23 protein-coding genes are annotated in these 15,598 nt (G+C 59.2%); 15 read left to right on the forward strand and 8 right to left on the reverse strand.

Annotation, left to right across the window (positions count from 1 at the left end; all coding sequences use genetic code 11):
- Positions 1-149: 149 nt before the first annotated feature.
- From C3F12_12705 to csrA (C3F12_12765), 13 genes are all read left to right on the forward strand, one after another.
- Positions 150-887 carry a flagellar basal body and hook protein gene (locus tag C3F12_12705; GenBank protein PWB43516.1) on the forward strand — a complete coding sequence of 246 codons (738 nt, stop codon included), beginning with the start codon at positions 150-152 and terminating at the stop codon, positions 885-887.
- A 15-nt stretch (positions 888-902) separates the two neighbouring features.
- Complete coding sequence (gene flgG, locus C3F12_12710) at positions 903-1,691, forward strand: flagellar basal-body rod protein FlgG (GenBank protein ID PWB43517.1); 789 nt, start codon at positions 903-905, stop codon at positions 1,689-1,691.
- 4 nt (positions 1,692-1,695) lie between these two features.
- Positions 1,696-2,754, forward strand: a complete 1,059-nt coding sequence (gene flgA, locus C3F12_12715; GenBank protein PWB43518.1) for a flagella basal body P-ring formation protein FlgA — start codon at positions 1,696-1,698, stop codon at positions 2,752-2,754.
- A gap of 69 nt (positions 2,755-2,823) precedes the next feature.
- Positions 2,824-3,399, forward strand: coding sequence for a hypothetical protein (locus tag C3F12_12720; GenBank protein PWB43541.1), 576 nt, complete (start codon positions 2,824-2,826; stop codon positions 3,397-3,399).
- A gap of 166 nt (positions 3,400-3,565) precedes the next feature.
- A complete protein-coding gene (flgI, locus tag C3F12_12725) occupies positions 3,566-4,651 on the forward strand; it encodes a flagellar biosynthesis protein FlgA (GenBank protein ID PWB43542.1) in 1,086 nt (361 codons plus the stop codon).
- A gap of 33 nt (positions 4,652-4,684) precedes the next feature.
- Positions 4,685-5,038: a hypothetical protein gene (locus C3F12_12730; GenBank protein ID PWB43519.1), complete on the forward strand. Its 354-nt coding sequence runs from the start codon at positions 4,685-4,687 to the stop codon at positions 5,036-5,038.
- A 60-nt stretch (positions 5,039-5,098) separates the two neighbouring features.
- Complete coding sequence (gene flgM / locus C3F12_12735; protein ID PWB43520.1) at positions 5,099-5,407, forward strand: flagellar biosynthesis anti-sigma factor FlgM; 309 nt, start codon at positions 5,099-5,101, stop codon at positions 5,405-5,407.
- 96 nt (positions 5,408-5,503) lie between these two features.
- On the forward strand, positions 5,504-5,998 hold the full coding sequence (locus tag C3F12_12740; protein ID PWB43521.1) for a flagellar protein FlgN: 495 nt from the start codon (positions 5,504-5,506) through the stop codon (positions 5,996-5,998).
- A 12-nt stretch (positions 5,999-6,010) separates the two neighbouring features.
- Entirely contained in the window at positions 6,011-7,435 is a 1,425-nt protein-coding gene (locus C3F12_12745; GenBank protein ID PWB43522.1) for a flagellar hook-associated protein FlgK, read from the forward strand.
- A 79-nt stretch (positions 7,436-7,514) separates the two neighbouring features.
- Complete coding sequence (locus C3F12_12750) at positions 7,515-7,919, forward strand: hypothetical protein (GenBank protein ID PWB43523.1); 405 nt, start codon at positions 7,515-7,517, stop codon at positions 7,917-7,919.
- A 34-nt stretch (positions 7,920-7,953) separates the two neighbouring features.
- Entirely contained in the window at positions 7,954-8,874 is a 921-nt protein-coding gene (locus tag C3F12_12755) for a flagellar hook-associated protein (GenBank protein PWB43524.1), read from the forward strand.
- A gap of 49 nt (positions 8,875-8,923) precedes the next feature.
- Positions 8,924-9,331 carry a flagellar biosynthesis protein FliW gene (locus C3F12_12760; protein ID PWB43543.1) on the forward strand — a complete coding sequence of 136 codons (408 nt, stop codon included), beginning with the start codon at positions 8,924-8,926 and terminating at the stop codon, positions 9,329-9,331.
- Between the two features lie 6 nt (positions 9,332-9,337).
- Positions 9,338-9,607, forward strand: a complete 270-nt coding sequence (gene csrA, locus C3F12_12765; GenBank protein PWB43525.1) for a carbon storage regulator — start codon at positions 9,338-9,340, stop codon at positions 9,605-9,607.
- Here the strand turns inward: csrA (C3F12_12765) and C3F12_12770 are convergent.
- On the reverse strand, positions 9,604-9,993 hold the full coding sequence (locus C3F12_12770) for a hypothetical protein (protein PWB43526.1): 390 nt from the start codon (positions 9,991-9,993) through the stop codon (positions 9,604-9,606). The genes csrA (C3F12_12765) and C3F12_12770 overlap by 4 nt on opposite strands.
- On the reverse strand, positions 9,990-10,391 hold the full coding sequence (locus tag C3F12_12775; protein ID PWB43527.1) for a nucleotidyltransferase: 402 nt from the start codon (positions 10,389-10,391) through the stop codon (positions 9,990-9,992). The genes C3F12_12770 and C3F12_12775 overlap by 4 nt, the downstream gene beginning before the upstream one ends.
- A gap of 4 nt (positions 10,392-10,395) precedes the next feature.
- Here C3F12_12775 and C3F12_12780 point away from each other — a divergent pair, with 4 nt between their 5' ends.
- A complete protein-coding gene (locus C3F12_12780; GenBank protein PWB43528.1) occupies positions 10,396-10,692 on the forward strand; it encodes a carbon storage regulator in 297 nt (98 codons plus the stop codon).
- A gap of 113 nt (positions 10,693-10,805) precedes the next feature.
- On the opposite strand, the gene C3F12_12785 is transcribed toward C3F12_12780, so the two are convergent.
- The 3 genes from C3F12_12785 to C3F12_12795 form a co-directional block, all read right to left on the reverse strand.
- Positions 10,806-11,084: a Fis family transcriptional regulator gene (locus C3F12_12785; GenBank protein PWB43529.1), complete on the reverse strand. Its 279-nt coding sequence runs from the start codon at positions 11,082-11,084 to the stop codon at positions 10,806-10,808.
- A gap of 308 nt (positions 11,085-11,392) precedes the next feature.
- Positions 11,393-11,707: a hypothetical protein gene (locus tag C3F12_12790; GenBank protein ID PWB43530.1), complete on the reverse strand. Its 315-nt coding sequence runs from the start codon at positions 11,705-11,707 to the stop codon at positions 11,393-11,395.
- A gap of 136 nt (positions 11,708-11,843) precedes the next feature.
- Entirely contained in the window at positions 11,844-12,077 is a 234-nt protein-coding gene (locus C3F12_12795) for a hypothetical protein (protein ID PWB43531.1), read from the reverse strand.
- 209 nt (positions 12,078-12,286) lie between these two features.
- Here C3F12_12795 and csrA (C3F12_12800) point away from each other — a divergent pair, with 209 nt between their 5' ends.
- Positions 12,287-12,604, forward strand: coding sequence for a carbon storage regulator (csrA, locus tag C3F12_12800; protein ID PWB43532.1), 318 nt, complete (start codon positions 12,287-12,289; stop codon positions 12,602-12,604).
- Here the strand turns inward: csrA (C3F12_12800) and C3F12_12805 are convergent.
- Genes C3F12_12805 through C3F12_12815 form a run of 3 tightly spaced genes read right to left on the reverse strand, consistent with a single transcriptional unit; the run spans position 12,553 to position 14,872 of the window.
- The gene (locus C3F12_12805; GenBank protein PWB43533.1) at positions 12,553-12,960 is read right to left on the reverse strand and encodes a hypothetical protein; all 408 of its coding nucleotides are present in this window, start codon (positions 12,958-12,960) and stop codon (positions 12,553-12,555) included. The two genes, csrA (C3F12_12800) and C3F12_12805, sit on opposite strands and share 52 nt — an antisense overlap.
- Complete coding sequence (locus C3F12_12810; GenBank protein PWB43534.1) at positions 12,950-13,261, reverse strand: hypothetical protein; 312 nt, start codon at positions 13,259-13,261, stop codon at positions 12,950-12,952. Before C3F12_12810 ends, C3F12_12805 begins: the two co-directional genes overlap by 11 nt.
- A gap of 6 nt (positions 13,262-13,267) precedes the next feature.
- On the reverse strand, positions 13,268-14,872 hold the full coding sequence (locus tag C3F12_12815; protein PWB43535.1) for a hypothetical protein: 1,605 nt from the start codon (positions 14,870-14,872) through the stop codon (positions 13,268-13,270).
- Positions 14,873-15,598 lie beyond the last annotated feature (726 nt).

A 15,598-nucleotide genomic window follows, 5' to 3' on the forward strand; every position in this document is an offset into this window, starting at 1 on the left:
TTTCCCCCGCTCAGGCCGTCCTGCCCTGCATCGTTTCCTTTCTGTCGGAGATTACGGCATTCTTCCATAAATAATGGATGGCACGCCGCTTGCTCTTTCCCGGGACGCATGCGGGAGGTAACCCCTATAGGATGCGGAAGGAGGAGCCGATGATCAGTGGGCTGTACGTGGCAGCGTCAGGCATGATGGCGCAGATGGCGAAGATGGAGGTCCTCTCGCAGAACCTGGCGAATGCGGGAACCCCCGGGTTCAAGGGGGATCTGCTGGTGATCGAGGGTGGGCGCCGGGGGCCGCTGCAACCCGCCGTCCTGGTTGAGGGGTCGCCGCTCACGCCGCAGCCGGTCAGGGCTGGTCGCCGGGTTACCGATTTCAGCCGCGGTCTCATCCGGCAGACGGAGAATCCGCTGGACCTGGCCAACAACGGATCAGGGTTCTTTGTGGTGCAGACACCGCGCGGAGTCCGCTATACGCGGGCCGGCAATTTCGCGGTCGGTGCCGACGGGTCTCTGCAAGCCCTTGACGGCAGCCGCGTTCAGGGGAAGAAGGGGGAGATTCGGGTCCCCAGTGGGCGGTTCGTGGTGGACAGTAACGGGCGGATCCTGGTGAATGGACAAGAGATCGATCGCCTGCGGATGATCGATCCGGATCCTGCCGCCCTCATCCGTGAAGGCGGCAGTCTATTCACTCTCAAGCCGAGCGCCGAGGCGCCTCCCCCCGCAAAGGGGGTCGAGATCCGTCAAGGATACCTGGAGGGGTCGAACGTCGACCCTGTTGTCGCTATGACGCAGCTTATGGTGTCGCTGCGCGCGTCGGAGGCCTATCAGAAGGCGCTACATGCTCTGGACCAAAGCCTCAATCAGGCCGCCTCGGAGTTGAGCCGGATCTAGCGAAAAGGAGCAGAGATGATTCGAGCACTGTTCAGCGCCGCAGCCGGGATGCAGGCGCAGCAACTCAATCTTGACAACATTGCGAACAATCTGGCTAACGTCAATACCGCCGGCTTCAAACGAAGCCGCATCGATTTTCAGGACCTGTTCTACCAGTCGTTTCGGCCCGCTGGCGCATCGACCGCGAGCGGGGCGGAGATTCCGGTCGGTATCCAGGTCGGGCATGGGAGTAAGCCGGTTGCGACCCAACGAATCTACGTCCAGGGCGATCCGCAGGAGACCGAAAACCCGCTCGACCTGATGATCGAGGGCGACGGATTCTTTCAGGTTCTGCGGCCGGACGGCACGATCGCCTATACCCGAGCCGGCAGCTTCAAACGTGACGCCAACGGTCGCGTGGTGACGTCCGACGGCTTCGCGCTACAGCCGGAGGTATCGATTCCGGCGCAGGCGATGACGGTCCACGTCGGCTCCGACGGCGTCGTATCGGCGACGATTCCGGGACAGACGGCCAGCCAGCAGATCGGGACGATCGAGCTCAGTCGCTTCATCAACTCGGCGGGACTGCAGAGCGTGGGTCGAAACCTCTTTCTGCAGACCTCCGCCTCCGGTGATCCGACCAGCGGCGCCCCAGGGACCCAGGGTCTGGGGACGATCGGTCAGGGTTTTTTGGAGCTGTCGAACGTCAAGGTGGTCGAGGAGATGGTCAATCTCATCATGAGCCAACGGGCCTACGAGGCAGGTTCAAAGGCGGTCCAAGCGGCTGACGAGATGCTGCAGGTGTCGAATAACATCAGGAGATAAGAAAATGGGACGACGCCTCATCACCTACCGCCCATCCTGGTCAACACGTATAGGGCGCGGATTCGTGGTAATGATCCTCGCGATCGCGCAGTCTGCGCTGGCGAGTCAGAGCGTTCCGTTGGAGCAGCATTCAGGTATGCCTCGCGCGGTGATCCGGGTGAGGGAGTCGGCGACCGTCCAGGGCAAGGAGATCCTGCTGAAGGACCTGGCAGAGATCACCGCCAGGAGCCGACCGCTGGTAGAGGCGCTTGAAACACTTCCAGTCGGGCAGGCGCCGCCGCCCGGTCTGACCCGGATATTCGATCCCGCCCTGATCGTCATCAAGCTGCGCCAGTTCAGGATCGACCCCGCCGACATCCGGATCGAGTCGCCCCGGCAGGTGATCGTCGCCGGCGCCCATCGGATCATCGAAAGCAGCAGGCTGTTTGAGGTTGCGAAGGCGGCGGTACTCAGAGGGCGGGATGGAGATCTGGAACAGATCACCGTTCGTCCCGATACGCTGCCGACCGATCTCGTGGTACCGCCCGGAGAGGTCGATTTGAGGGCCAGGCCGCGCCCGGCATCGGCCTGCCCTGAGCCGTGTCGACGGGTGGACATGGGGTCGATCCCAGTCGTGGTGGAGGCGTGGGTCGACGGGCGGCTCTACCGGACCGTTTCGCTTGTGGTGCGGTTGTCGCTTATGCGCGAGGTCGTCGTTGCGAACTATCCATTGCCGCGTCATACGGTCGTCAAGACGACCGACGTTCGCCTCGAACGCCGGGACATCGGCTCGCTTACCCATGAGCCGCTGCAGGACCTTACGCTGGCCGTAGGACGTCGGACGACCCGGATGCTGGCAATGGGAGATATCGTGATCTCCAACGCAGTGGAACTGCCGCCTCTCATCCGGAAGGGCGATCTTGTTACCGTAATAGTGGAGGCGCCAGGCCTGCGTCTTACCGCCAAAGGGATCGCCCAGGAAGGGGGCGCGGCTGGACAGGTTGTTCGGGTGAAAAATACTGCCTCCGGTCGGGAGATCCTCGGGAAGGTGGAAAGCGACCAGACGATCCGGGTCGGACCGTGACGGGCGCGAGGCGTGAAGCGTGAGGAGTGAGGGGTACGAGTGGTGATGAGACAAGGGTTCGTCGGAACGATGGTCGGATCGATGCTGCTGATCGTCTCCTGTGGTCAGGCCGCGGGGGAATCGCTGTGGCGGGATATCGGTCACGGTTTCCTCTTTGTCGATACCAAGGCGCGGCACGTCGGCGATATTGTCACGGTCCTGGTGACGGAATCGAGCAGCCTCAATCGCCAGGCCGAGACCAACACCAAGAAGGAGTCGTCGAACTCCGCCAATCTGTCGAGTCTTTTTGGCCTGCCGTTAGGGGATAAGACGCAATATGCCTTTGAAGGAACCAACGAGCACAAGGGGTCTGGCTCGATCGCTCGGAGCGATGAGGTAACCGCCAAGGTGGTGGTGCGGGTCGTCAAGGTGTTGCCGAGCGGCAATTTCATCATCGAAGGGCGCCGGGCGGTCCGGGCCAACGATGAGAGCCAATATGTGGCCATCAGCGGGGTCATCCGACCGGTGGACATCACCCCCGCCAACACGATCCTGTCGACGCAGATTGCCGACGCCGAGATCGTCCTTGAGGGGAAGGGCGCCCTGGCCGAGAAGCAGCGGCCAGGTCTTTTAAATCGCTTTGCCGATTGGTTCTTCCTATACTGAGCGGGGCGAGAGGCGTGAGGGGTCAGGCGTGAAACGGAGGGCGGAAGGCGTGAGGCGACAGATGGAGAACGGAAAGGATCGCAACTTCTTTCCCCTTAGTCTTTTCCCCTTACGCCTCACCCCTTACGCCTTCCGAGGGGACTCGGCAACGGCAGCCGGGATTGCAATGCTGCTGAGTGTCGTGATGGCGTTGCTCCCGGTGCAGGCATCGGCCGATGCGAGGATTAAGGACATCGCCAAGGTCCAGGGGGTCCGCGAAAATGAGCTGTTCGGATACGGCCTGGTGGTTGGGCTCAACGGGACCGGCGACAGGGCGCAGGTGACCTTCACGGTCCAGGCCGTCGTGAGCATGCTGAAAAAGCTGGGGATCACGGTACCGGGCGAGCGTCTCACGCTGAAAAACGTGGCAGCGGTCATGGTGACGGCGAAGTTGCCGCCCTTTGCCAAGGCGGGCAGTGCCCTGGACGTCACGGTGTCGTCGATGGGGGATGCCACCAATCTGCAGGGCGGCACACTCCTGATCACCCCGCTTCAGGCCGCCGACGGTCAGGTGTACGCTGTGGCGCAAGGTCCGGTGTCTATTGGAGGATTCAACTTTGAGGCGGGAGGGACGGGCGAAAAGGTCCAGAAGAACCATCCGACGGTGGGCAGGGTGCCTAATGGCGCCATTGTCGAGCGTGAGCTGTCGACGGAGTTTCTGAAGGCTCGGCAACTCCAGCTTGTGCTGGCCAACCCCGACTTTACCACAGCCGTCCGTATGGCGCAGGCGGTCGGAGCATCGCTTGGAGCGGACGCCAGGGCCAAAGACGCCTCGACGGTCGAAGTCCGGATTCCCGACGCCTATCTGGCCAATCCGGTGGAACTGATCGCGGCGCTGGAAAGCGTAAGCCTGGCGCCCGATACGTCGGCACGGGTCGTGGTGAATGAACGGACCGGGACGATCATTATGGGCAGTCAGGTGCGCATCTCGACGGTCGCGGTTGCCCACAGCAATCTGAGCCTCCAGATACGATCGGAACTGCAGGTATCCCAGCCTGCCCCGCTGTCTGAGGGTCAGACGACGGTCGTGCCCAGGACCGAGGTGGAGGCGCGAGAAGACAAGACCCGCGTCAACCTTATGAGTGAGGGTGTCAGTATCGGTGACCTGATCAAGGCGCTGAACGCCCTGGCGGTGACGCCGCGAGACATGATCTCGCTGCTGCAGGCGATCAAGGCGGCAGGGGCATTACAGGGTGAGCTGGAGATCATCTAGCACCGGCGTGCAGCCGGCAGTATTGAGTAGATGATGGAACCGAAATCGATTTCCGCCGGGGTAAATCTCGCCGGGTCTGATCGCCATTCAGAGCTACAGAAGCTCAAGGAAATGGCTCAAGACTTTGAAGCGATCCTGATCGCCTCGCTTCTGAAGGAGGCCCAGCCGCGCGAGCCGTCCGGTCTCTTTGTCGGTGGGCTGTCGCAGGACCTGTACCGCCAATTATTTACAGATGAGATTGCCAAGGCAATCGCCCGCAGCGGGGGAATCGGCGTGGGACGGATGCTGGAGCGGCAACTGCGAGCGACCCTCAGGCCCGGCGCCCACGACAATCGACTCAAGGAACCCTCCAGACCTGCCGATGTAACAAAGGGGGACAGTAAGTAATAACCGGCAATCGGCGATGGGCAGACAGTCAGGCTGTACTGACACACAAGGAGTAGAGCGGTGAAAATCGAGAACCGTGGTGACAGCGCGAATATTCGCCCCTACGTGAACCGAGTCCAGGATTCGGCGGAGCGGTCGGAACCCAAGGAGTCTGCGCCCGGTCGTGACGCATCTGCTGATCGCGTTGAACTCTCGCAGGAGGCGAAGGCGCTCCAGCAGACTCGAACACTTCTCGCAAACTCGCCGGATGTGCGCTCCGAAAAGGTGGCGGAACTGAAGGGGTTGATCCAGCGAGGGGTGTACAACGTCAATGGGCGGGAGGTCGCGGCGAAGATGATCGGACAGGGGCTCTTCGATCGGCTCGTGTAACGGCCCCGGATAGGTCGTCAACGGTTATGAGCGATTGGTTTCGTCCGACCGTCTGCTGGTGACGGCGTTGTGGAACGGTATCGAAGGTGGTGGAGAATGCTCCTGGAAGACTTAGCTCACGTGCTCGAGCAAGAGACCGAGAAGTATGAGACGCTCCTTCGACTGCTCCGTCAGGAGAGGGGGCTGATCGTGGAGGGCGATCTGGCGGCCTTATCCGAACTGATCAAGCGAAAAGAGACGCTGGTGCTCGAGCTGAAGATGATTCAGGAGGCCCGCGCTGCCCTGGTGGCCAGGGCGAGCGTCGAGTACGGTATCCCGCTGGTGGAGCTTACGCTGTATCGCCTGGCCGATCTGATTCCTGCGTCGCAGGCGCCGTCATACCGGCGTCTGCTGGATCGGCTGACCCTGGTGGCCGGTGCGTTGGCGGAAGAGAATGGCTGGAGCGCGGCGCTGCTGGATCGTTCGCTGATGTATATGAAGGGCTCGCTGTCGTTCCTTGCGTCGGCGATGACCCCTGTCCCGCTCTATCAGGGGGATGGGAGCGTGGCCGCTCAGTCACCGACGCTATCAGTGCTGAATAGTCAGGCATGAGGTGAGCCGGACGTGATCAGTCTACAGGCATCCCTGACGATGGCCAGGAAGGCACTTCAGGCGCAGCAGGTCGCGATCCAGACCACCGGCCACAATATCGCCAACGCCAACACCCCGGGCTTTACCCGACAACGCGTTGATTTGTCCCCGTCCATTTCCTTTCCCCTGGTCGCGACGGGCTCGCTGGGAACCGGGGTAAACGTCAAAGATATCTCCAGGATCCGTGATCTGTTGCTGGACAGCCAGTACAGGGATGCGCATCAGGCTCTGAGTCGACAGGAGGCGGAGGAAGCGACCCTCTCGCAGATTGAGCTGATTGTCGGTGAGCCATCCGATAACGGGTTGTCGGCCGGCCTGTCCGCGCTGTTTGCATCGTTCCAGGATCTGGCCAACTATCCAACCGATTTTGCCGTCAGGTCCGTAGTTCGCGATAAGGCCCGGGCGGTGGCCGACCAGTTTCACCGTCTTGATGAGGGCTTTGAGCGTCTGAAGATCGACCTGTACAACGAGATTCAGGTTGTCGTCAAACAGGTGAATGGGCTGGCGCAACAGATCGCCGATCTGAACCGACAGATTGCGATGTCCGAAGGCGGTGTGGGGGAGGCCAATGATCTGCGGGATCAGCGCGACCAGGCACTTGACGAACTCTCCGGGCTCGTGGGCGGTTCGTTGGTCGAAGATATCGCCGGCCAGGTTCGGGTTACGGTTGGAGGGGGACTCACACTGGTGGATGGTCTGACGGCTGTTGCTGTCCAGGCACAGGACTTCGATCAGACCGATCCGGACTATCCCGACAGCGTCCGTCTGTTTCTTGGCGGTCATCTTCTCACGCCTGGCGGCGGACGACTGGCTGGGTTGCTCAACTCCAGGAACTCCACCTCCAGTTTCGTGAAGGGTGTTCAGTCGCAGTTGGATGCCCTGGCGAAGGCGCTGATCGATGAGGTGAATACCGTCCATGCCGCGGGCTTTGGATTGGACGGTATCAGCGGTCGTAACCTTTTTACACCGCTGTTGACGACCGCCGGCGCCGCTCGATTCATCTCAGTCGACGCGGCGATCGAGGCGGATGTCATGACGATCGCGGCGTCATCCAATGCCGATCCCGGCGACAACAGCACGGCGGTCACCCTGGCGGGCCTTCAGGACGACTCCACTGTCGTTATGTTGCCGTCTGGACAAAGCGTGACCTTTGGAGGCTATCTGAGCGGTCTGGTCAGCGATCTTGCCGAGCAGGAGGCCGGCGCGAAGCGGTCGGTCAGCCTGCACACGGGGATGGAGGACTTCTTGATTGGACGGCGGGACCAGGCCTCCGGTGTCTCGCTGGACGAAGAGATGACGAACCTCATCCGTTTTCAGAAGGCGTACGAGGCGGCGGCTCATTTTGCCAATGTTGTGAATGACCTCCTGGGGACGCTGATGAACCAACTCGGCCGCTAGGACTGAACTGTGCGAATCCACACCAGGCGCCGGGCGTTACGTTGCCGATCAGTTGTGCCGTAGAGAAAGGAGGGGCCTCATGTCCATGTTGGTTGAGAGATTGAAGAGGGAGCATGGATTACTCGTCGATACCCTCAACAAGGTCAAGGAGCTTGGTGTCGGCTCCAGGGAGGGTCAACAGAAATTGCTCTCGGCAAAGATCGGTCTGCTCGCGCATCTGAAGGCGGAGGATGGGCAGTTGTATCCGGCCTTGTATCAGGAGGCGAAGAATAATGAGGCGTTGAGGCGGACCGTAGAGGCGTTTGCCCGCGACATGGAGACGGTGTCCAAGGACGCACTCCACTTTTTTGAGAAGTATGCGCACGGAGGCTCCGGCCTGGAATTTGCGAAGGACTTTGGCCGCCTGTATGCGGTCCTCAGCCAGAGAATCAGCAAAGAAGAAAAGAGCCTGTACCCCGAGTACGATAAGTTGAGTCGATCATAGCGCAACGCGTAACACGTAAGATGAGGAGACGCCGATGCGTATTACGAGTAATGCCGTCTTCCACCGGTTGACGGCTGATATCAACAGCGCCGCCGTTCGCCTCTTTGAACGACAGCGCCAGGTCGCCAGTTCGCGGCGGATGGCGACTGCCTCAGACGATCCGGTGGGCGCCGGACTGGCCGTCTCGCTGCGGGAGTCGCTGGCCCAGCTCCTGCAGGCACAGCGAAACGGCGACCAGGCCGAAGCCAGGCTGCAGGCATCGGCGGATGTATTGGCGGGCATACTCTCTGACCTCCGAGATGTAAAAGACCTGGCCTTTCGGGGGGTGGACGGCACCCTGACCCTCTCGGATCGGCAGAATCTGGCGACGCAGGTGAATCAGAAGCTTGAACGGTTGCTGTCCGACGGAAACGCGCGCTCGATAGACGGCCGTCTCTTTGGCGGAACGCAGACCACGGTCGCCCCTTTTACCGCCACACGCGATGTGAACGGTGACATCACTGCCGTAACGGCCAATCCCCTGGGGATTGCGGGTCAGGTCAATACGGAGGTCCCCGGCGGGTTGAGGATGGTCGTGAATGTCCCGGGATCGACGGTCTTCACGTCGACCTCCCCCCAGACGGTGGACCTGTTTCCGCTCCTGATTGCGGTTCGGGATGAATTACGGGCGGGGAATGTGGCCGGGGTAGAAGCGAACCTGACCAATCTGGATGCCGCTGTCGATCAGGTGCGCGTGGTCAGCGCCGATGTCGGCTCCAGGATCGGTCGGATCCGCGATATCCAGGCACGATCGCAGAGCGATCTGCTCACGTTGAGGGGTCGGCTGTCCCGAATCGAGGATACCGATGTCGCCGAGGCGTCTATCGAATTTCAGCAGGCGCAAAACGTCTACGAGGCTGCCTTGGCGGCGGCGTCCCGGATCGGCCAGGTCAACCTGCTCGATTTCCTGCGTTAGCGAGTCGATGATGACGCGTGAGCGGGTCGATGATCAAAGGACAGTTGCCATAGAGGTTGCGTCCTCCGAACAGACGGTCTTCCGCTTTCCACAGGGGCTGCCGGGATTTGAGGAACTGACCCGTTTCTTCCTCTGCGAACGGGAAGGGCTCCAGCCTCTGACGCTTCTGATCGCGCTGGATACGGCGGACGTCGCTCTCCCATTGCTCAGGTGTGCGGACTTCCTGACCGATTATTCACCCTCTATCCCGACGTCCGACCTCGAGGCGCTTGAGGCGACAGGCGCAGGTGATCTGGACCTCTTTGTGGTCGTCACCTTCGACGAAAAGGACGGCGGTGTGGCGGCCAACCTGATGGCCCCGATCTGCCTCAACCGCGCACGACAACTCGGCAGACAGGTGGTGCTTCCTGACGGGACGTATCCTCTGCACTATTCCCTGCTGCCGGTCTTCAACTAGGCCGCCATGCTGATCTTGACCAGGAAGACGGGTGAGGCGATCACGATCGGTGAAGCGATCGTCGTCAGTGTGTTGGAGGTCCGAGGGTCGCAGGTGCGTCTCGGTATCTCCGCGCCCGCAGAGGTTGCGGTCCATCGAGCCGAGATCTATGAGCGGATTCGGGAAACGAACCTTCAGGCCGGGTCGGTCGCGCTGTCTCGGGCCGGCGCGCTGAGCGAACGCCTCCGCGCCATCTTCCCGAAGTCGTCCTTATCCGAGTCGCCTACGAACGGTTAGACATCACGGGACGACTTGACGGCATCAAGAAAACCTTTCGCCGCCTGGAGCGCTTGTTCCGCTTGATACTGTGAGACATGCGCGGTCACCCCGTAGTCACCAACGCCACGTAATTCAAATAGCCAGTTCAAAGCTTTGCCTTGCTCTTGATCCAACTTACCAGTCCTGACGAACCTCTGGTGAATGGCGGCGATGACACCACTATGCTTACTCAATTCCAATTTTTCGGATAGCAGAAGAGCGGTAGCAGCATAAAATGCCGCATAGTACGCACGAGAAGCGGCGACATCATAGTATCCTCGAACAACCAATTCCTGAGCGGCTTGAAGCGAGGTATCGGCCCTTTCCAGGTTGGCGTCTATCTCCCTGGAATAGTCCGGCATCATATCCGAAGGCCCTCCCTCTTCGCATTGCGATAGAGCCGAGTACTGCCATGTTCAAATTCGTCAAGACGCGCAGGCTTGGCTGAAATGAGGCGGTCGGATTCCAGTTGAAGTGGATACAATAGTTCGATGATTTGACGAAGTTCACGGAAATAGTCGAATGGCTGGTTCAACAAAACCAGTAGATCGATATCACTGACAGGACTCGCCTGATTCCGTGCCATGGACCCAAATAGGATCAGGCCATGAAATCGTGGGCCGTAATGGCCTTCAAGGACTGTTTTGCATTGCCTGAGCAGTTCTGCGACGGTCATCGCTTCGCCATTCTCCATCAGCAGCAAAAGAGTAGCCTTCAAGATGATTCCACGATAGGGCTTGCGCGACGCCTCTGTCAAGCCCAAAGGAATGACTTCTGTCTCATCAACACCCAACGCGCCCCCGAAGGCGCTTACGAGTTCCTGTAACGTCAGGACGGGTAAGACGATCGTGATCAGTGTCCTGGAGGTGCGAGATTCGCAGGTGCGTCTGGGTATCTCGGCGCCCTCGGAGGTTGCGGTCCATCGAGCCGAGATCTATGAGCGGATTCGAGAGAAAAACCTTCAGGCCGGGTCGATCGCGCTGTCTCGGGCCGGCGCGCTGAGCGAACGGCTCCGCACCATCTTCCCCAAGCCGTCCTCATCCGAGTCGCCTACGAACGGTTAGGTAGCGCGGGACGACTTGACGGCATCCGGAAAACCCTTCGCCTTCAAATTCGTCAAGACGTGCGGGCTTAGCTGAAATCAGGCGGTCGGATTCCAGTCACGTGATGCGAGCAATTAGACAAGCTCGATACTCACGCGACGCCCCACCATCGCCGCCGCCCGCTGCAAACTCGACAGGGCAATGTTGTTCTTTGGATCCAGGAGACGGTCTACTTGAGACCGGCTGGTCTTCAGAAGCGTAGCCATCTTATTCTTCGAAATGTGCTGCGTTTTCATAGCCTCAGCGAGTTGCCACGCGACTACTTCTTTGATGGCCTGCGCTTGCGTATCTTCACGGATGCCCTCTTCCTTCAGGAAGTCATCGATGCTCGAACCCATATGCCTCTTACTCATCCCTCCAACTCCTTTTGGCGTGTACGCGCGATCGGTAGCAGTGTTATGTCGCTGTTAGGCGACTGAGCGTTGCGCTGATCAATCGACTCAGACCTACGCCGGATTGGATTGAAGGCTCTGCGGTGATCATACTGGCCGTACGATTCGGCGAGACGCGTCTCTTTGACAATCATCTGATCACGCCTGCCTGAGGTTGTCCTGCCGGCAAGTCGGCTTTTAACTCTCCGCGATCAGCGAGCTCTTATTGTCACTATGAGTGATCAATGGAAACGCGTCAATCCTAGCGGCACATTTCCCACGTGAACTGCTTACGAACGTCTTACCGCAACGATGTTCAGCCGTCGGCCATGCCTGACCAGCAGTGTTTGCCACGCCCTCATGTCATGGTCGTTTTCGGTGACAAGTGGCAGGCCGGCGGAAGAGGCCGATACGGCGATCAGCACATCAGGCAGATGGTCGCTCGGTTTGATGGCCCCATACCGACCGCTATACCGAGCAAGCAGCAGGCCCGCCAGCGCCCATTCGTCCACTGTAGGGGTCAGAATCCGTTCCTGCAGAGCGAAGGCTTGACGAATTCGGTCGATATCCCGTCCGTCGGTCCCGGAGACTGCGAGTCCCGGCATACAATTCCTGCAGGACAACCGAGGAGAGCCACGCGCGCCCATGTCTCACTTCACGCTCGATGATGTCGTTGTACGCGTGGTATCGGATCCGGGCTACCCGGGTCGAGGAGTCAAAGAGCATGTTGCTGATGACTCATTATCGTGTGTGCTTGCGGGACGAGCGTTGGGGGGTTCGCTCGTAGGCATTGACCCATGTGCCGCGGCGTTGTAAGCCCTTCAGCGCCGCAGCCACCTGTTCCGCAGCAAGGGCGTGATCGATGGCGACGCGGACGGCCTCGGATTCGCTCTTCACGCCTAAGAGCTCTCTGAGCCGCTGAACCTTGTGACGGTTCACCATGAAGTTTTTTCGTTCAATCGTCTCTGTTCTCATGCTAATGCCTCCAGCGCTGTGTGTCACCGATAGCCAGTGTATGACACACGCAGGGTTGCGGTCAACCCCGCCTTTTCGCGACCTCGCAATAATGCCATAAGGCTGAGGTGCGCCCATGGAGATCGAGTGTCGTGCTGCTCGCTAGTCGTTCCGGGGGTGGGCGCAGTCCCTGTACTATTCCCTGCTGCCGGTCTCCGGCTAGGATCGCCATGCTGATCCTGACCAGGAGGACGGGTGAGGCGATCACGATCGGTGACGCGATCGTGATCGGTGTGCTGGAGGTCCGAGGCTCGCAGGTGCGTCTCGGCATTTCGGCGCCCGCCGAGGTCGCGGTCCATCGAGCCGAGATCCACGAACGGATTCGAGAGGCGAACTGTCACGCCGGCTCCGTCGCGCTGTCGCAGGCCGACGCGTTGAGCGAACGCCCCTCCGCGCCATCTTCCCGAAGCGGCCCTCGCCAGATACGCCATCTCCGCTACCCGAAGTGTTTCGTGCGGAGTCTTGAATGTCGGCCGATCATCGCATAGTGCTGGTCCTGATGTAACACAATCGCATGGTGTTCAAGCGCTACGGCCGCGATAAGGAGATCGGCCGTGGGCAGGGTCAGACCCTCTCGGCCAAGGGAGAAGCCGAGTTCATAGACGCGCTCCCATGTAGCCTCGGTGACGGGAAGGACATCGAGGCTTTCCAGCCTGATCTTGAGACTGTCTCGCTCAGCCTCGGTCCTACAGCCCTGCAGGAGTTCCAGAATAACGACGGGGCAGGTAGCGGCATACCCGGACGAGATACAGTGCCTGAGGAACTCCTTCAGTTCGGGATAACCCAATCGTCTGAAGCTGATGATCCACGCGGAGGTATCGACCAGCACACGTTCAGTCGTCAAGGCGCATCTTCTTCAACGATTTGAGGCTCAGGCCGAAATGATCATAGTGACCGATAAGCCGGCTCAATTCTTCCCGGCGTCGAGCGCGCAGGAATTCACGAAGTGCGGTGTCGACAGCCGCTTTCTTGGAGGAAGCGCTTGTCAGCTTCATCACGGTTTCGAGTAATACGTCATCAATTTCAAGCGTTGTCCGCATACGCTTCTCCTTTCTGTTTATGCCTAGGATAACACAATAATATGTAGCAGTACATATCCCGTCTCGGCACCGCAAATCAGTATCCGCCCAGTACGCACAAGATATCCTGAATCAGGGCGCGAAACCGAACGTCTCGACCGTCAGGCTGAGTCGATTTGACGGTTGCAACGGATCGGTCCCTGCTCGCACCAGGCCGCCATACCCGAAGTACGTCCCGATCGGCTCGGATCCCGCGAAGGTATATGAAAACGGGACCGTGGCGGCCGCCGTAAGCACCACATTGCTCTGAAACGGTACCGGTAATGGGCCGAAGGTAATGGTGAGCAGGCCGGAGGGTGTGGGAACGAAGGAGGCGAACGTAACTCCGTCGGGTAATAACACGCCAAGGTAGATATCGACCCTGTCCGGTGACGGCGGGAATCCTGGGGCTATGAGAGCTTGGTACGTAACGGTCTGCCCGGCATGAAATAGCGATCCATTGAAGATGAGATCGACTGTTGACTGAGATGGTGGCGGTGGCGGGGTTCCCGGAGATACGCGTTGCGCATACGATCGTACCTGGCTCAGCCCGTGTCCATCAGAGACCGTCACCTCAATCGTACAGATCTGCTCAGATCCCGTCGTATTCGTCGGGGCAGTCCATATGGGGGTCTGAGTATTCGGATTATCGAAGTTACCGTTCGAGCCGAGTGCGGGCGGACAGATGGCTGACCAGCTATAGCCCAGCGCATGATTCACCGAGTCGGATGCTGATACGCTCAGGCTCACGGACCCTTGAGAGACCGTGGGGTTGGGCGTTCCGGTGGGATCCGTTACCGTGAGGCTATGGGTCGCGAATGCTGCGGAAATATTCTTCTGAGCTGTCATGATGATATGACAAGAAGTGCTTTGTCCGGCGCCTATACAGTCCCCACCCCAACCTGTAAAGTAAGACGTCCCCATCGTTCTTTCCGTAAGTGTCACTGAGCCATTAGTGGGGAACGTAGCCTGGCAGGTCCCGGTATTGCCGGTACCGCAGTCAATTCCTGGTGGGTCGCTTGTAACCGTTCCGATCGCATCGCCCCTAATTGTAACCTGGAGCAGGTAAGGCTCCGGCGTATCCGTGGTCGCGGCAAGAAATACAGGCTCCCCGGTTCCTGTGAGTGTCAGAGTTCGCAGGGGAGGAGTATTACCATCTGCGGCTCGTGTGAAGACGGTGATGGAGCGTGGATATGATAGATTGGACACCAGCAGTTCGTTGTTCGGCAGGTCGAGCGCCAGACCGAGAGGCTGGCCGAGCCCTGTTACCGGCCCAGAAACCCTTCGTTTCGGTCGTGTATCTCCGCTGGCCGTCCGGGGGTAGACGACGATGGCGGAGTTGCCTTGACTGACGACGATCAGTTCATCGTTGCGTAAATCCAGGGCGATGCCCCTCGGATATTTCAACGGTGTAGTCGGGTCAAAATCTTGAATAGTCCGAAGCGGCGCGATGTTACCTGACACCGCGGGATCATCGTCATAGACCTCCGTCAGATCGTAGACCGTAATCGAGTGACTACCTTTATTATTGGATATATACAGTTCATTGTGTACCGTGTCGATTGCGATCCCCCAAGGGGTGTTGAGCTGGGTCGCCGTCCCGGCGATGACTCGCGGTGCAACATCCCCGGAGGCATCGAGCGGGAAGATCAATATCTCATCGTCCACTTCGTTGGTCACCAGCAGCTTATCGTTCACCGTATCTATGGCTAAACCGCGAGGGGTCGATAACTCGGTGTGTGGGCCGCTGATGATCCGTTTTGGTCTCGAATTACCGCTGGCAAATCTGTCGTACACAGCAATAGTAAGTGGAGCACCGCGTCGGTTTGCTACAAATAACTCATCATGTATTGTATCCACCGCAACGCCACTCGGTACGTTAAGTCCTGTATTGCTGCCTTGTAAGCTCCTGGTCGGCGCGGTATTGCCGTATCCCAATCGATCGTAAACTCGTACCGTGTTTAGCGACAGAAGGTTTGTAGGGGAATCGCCGCTTGCGACGAAGATCTCTTCTGCAGCCTGTGTTGCTGGCAGGACGCTCCCCCATACGGATGCGAACGTGGCAAAGACAAGGTATGCCAACTTGCTGTCAATTGTACGAAAGAGCCTTTTTGTGAATCCTCCTGAGTTGTTGTCGTGCGATTGAGATTCCTGCCGATTCAATTGACCTGACGATGGACCGCTTCTCGTCACCGCGCGCTCTTCGATACAATCGCTGACTCGGACAGAACAGATCGTCTTTTCTGTCTGCAACTCCCACACTGTCGGTGCCTCCTAGGTTTTGGTTGGACTGTTCACCTGCCGGGCGTAGGTATCTTATCCTTATATTCATGGGCGTTAACAGTTCTAGAGTGGCTGTTTACAGTAAGATATGGCCACAACTATCCATAAGATTATCGGCAGTGACCTTCCCCCGGTTTCCTG

This window comes from Candidatus Methylomirabilota bacterium (assembly GCA_003104975.1).
Classification (GTDB): domain Bacteria; phylum Methylomirabilota; class Methylomirabilia; order Methylomirabilales; family Methylomirabilaceae; genus Methylomirabilis.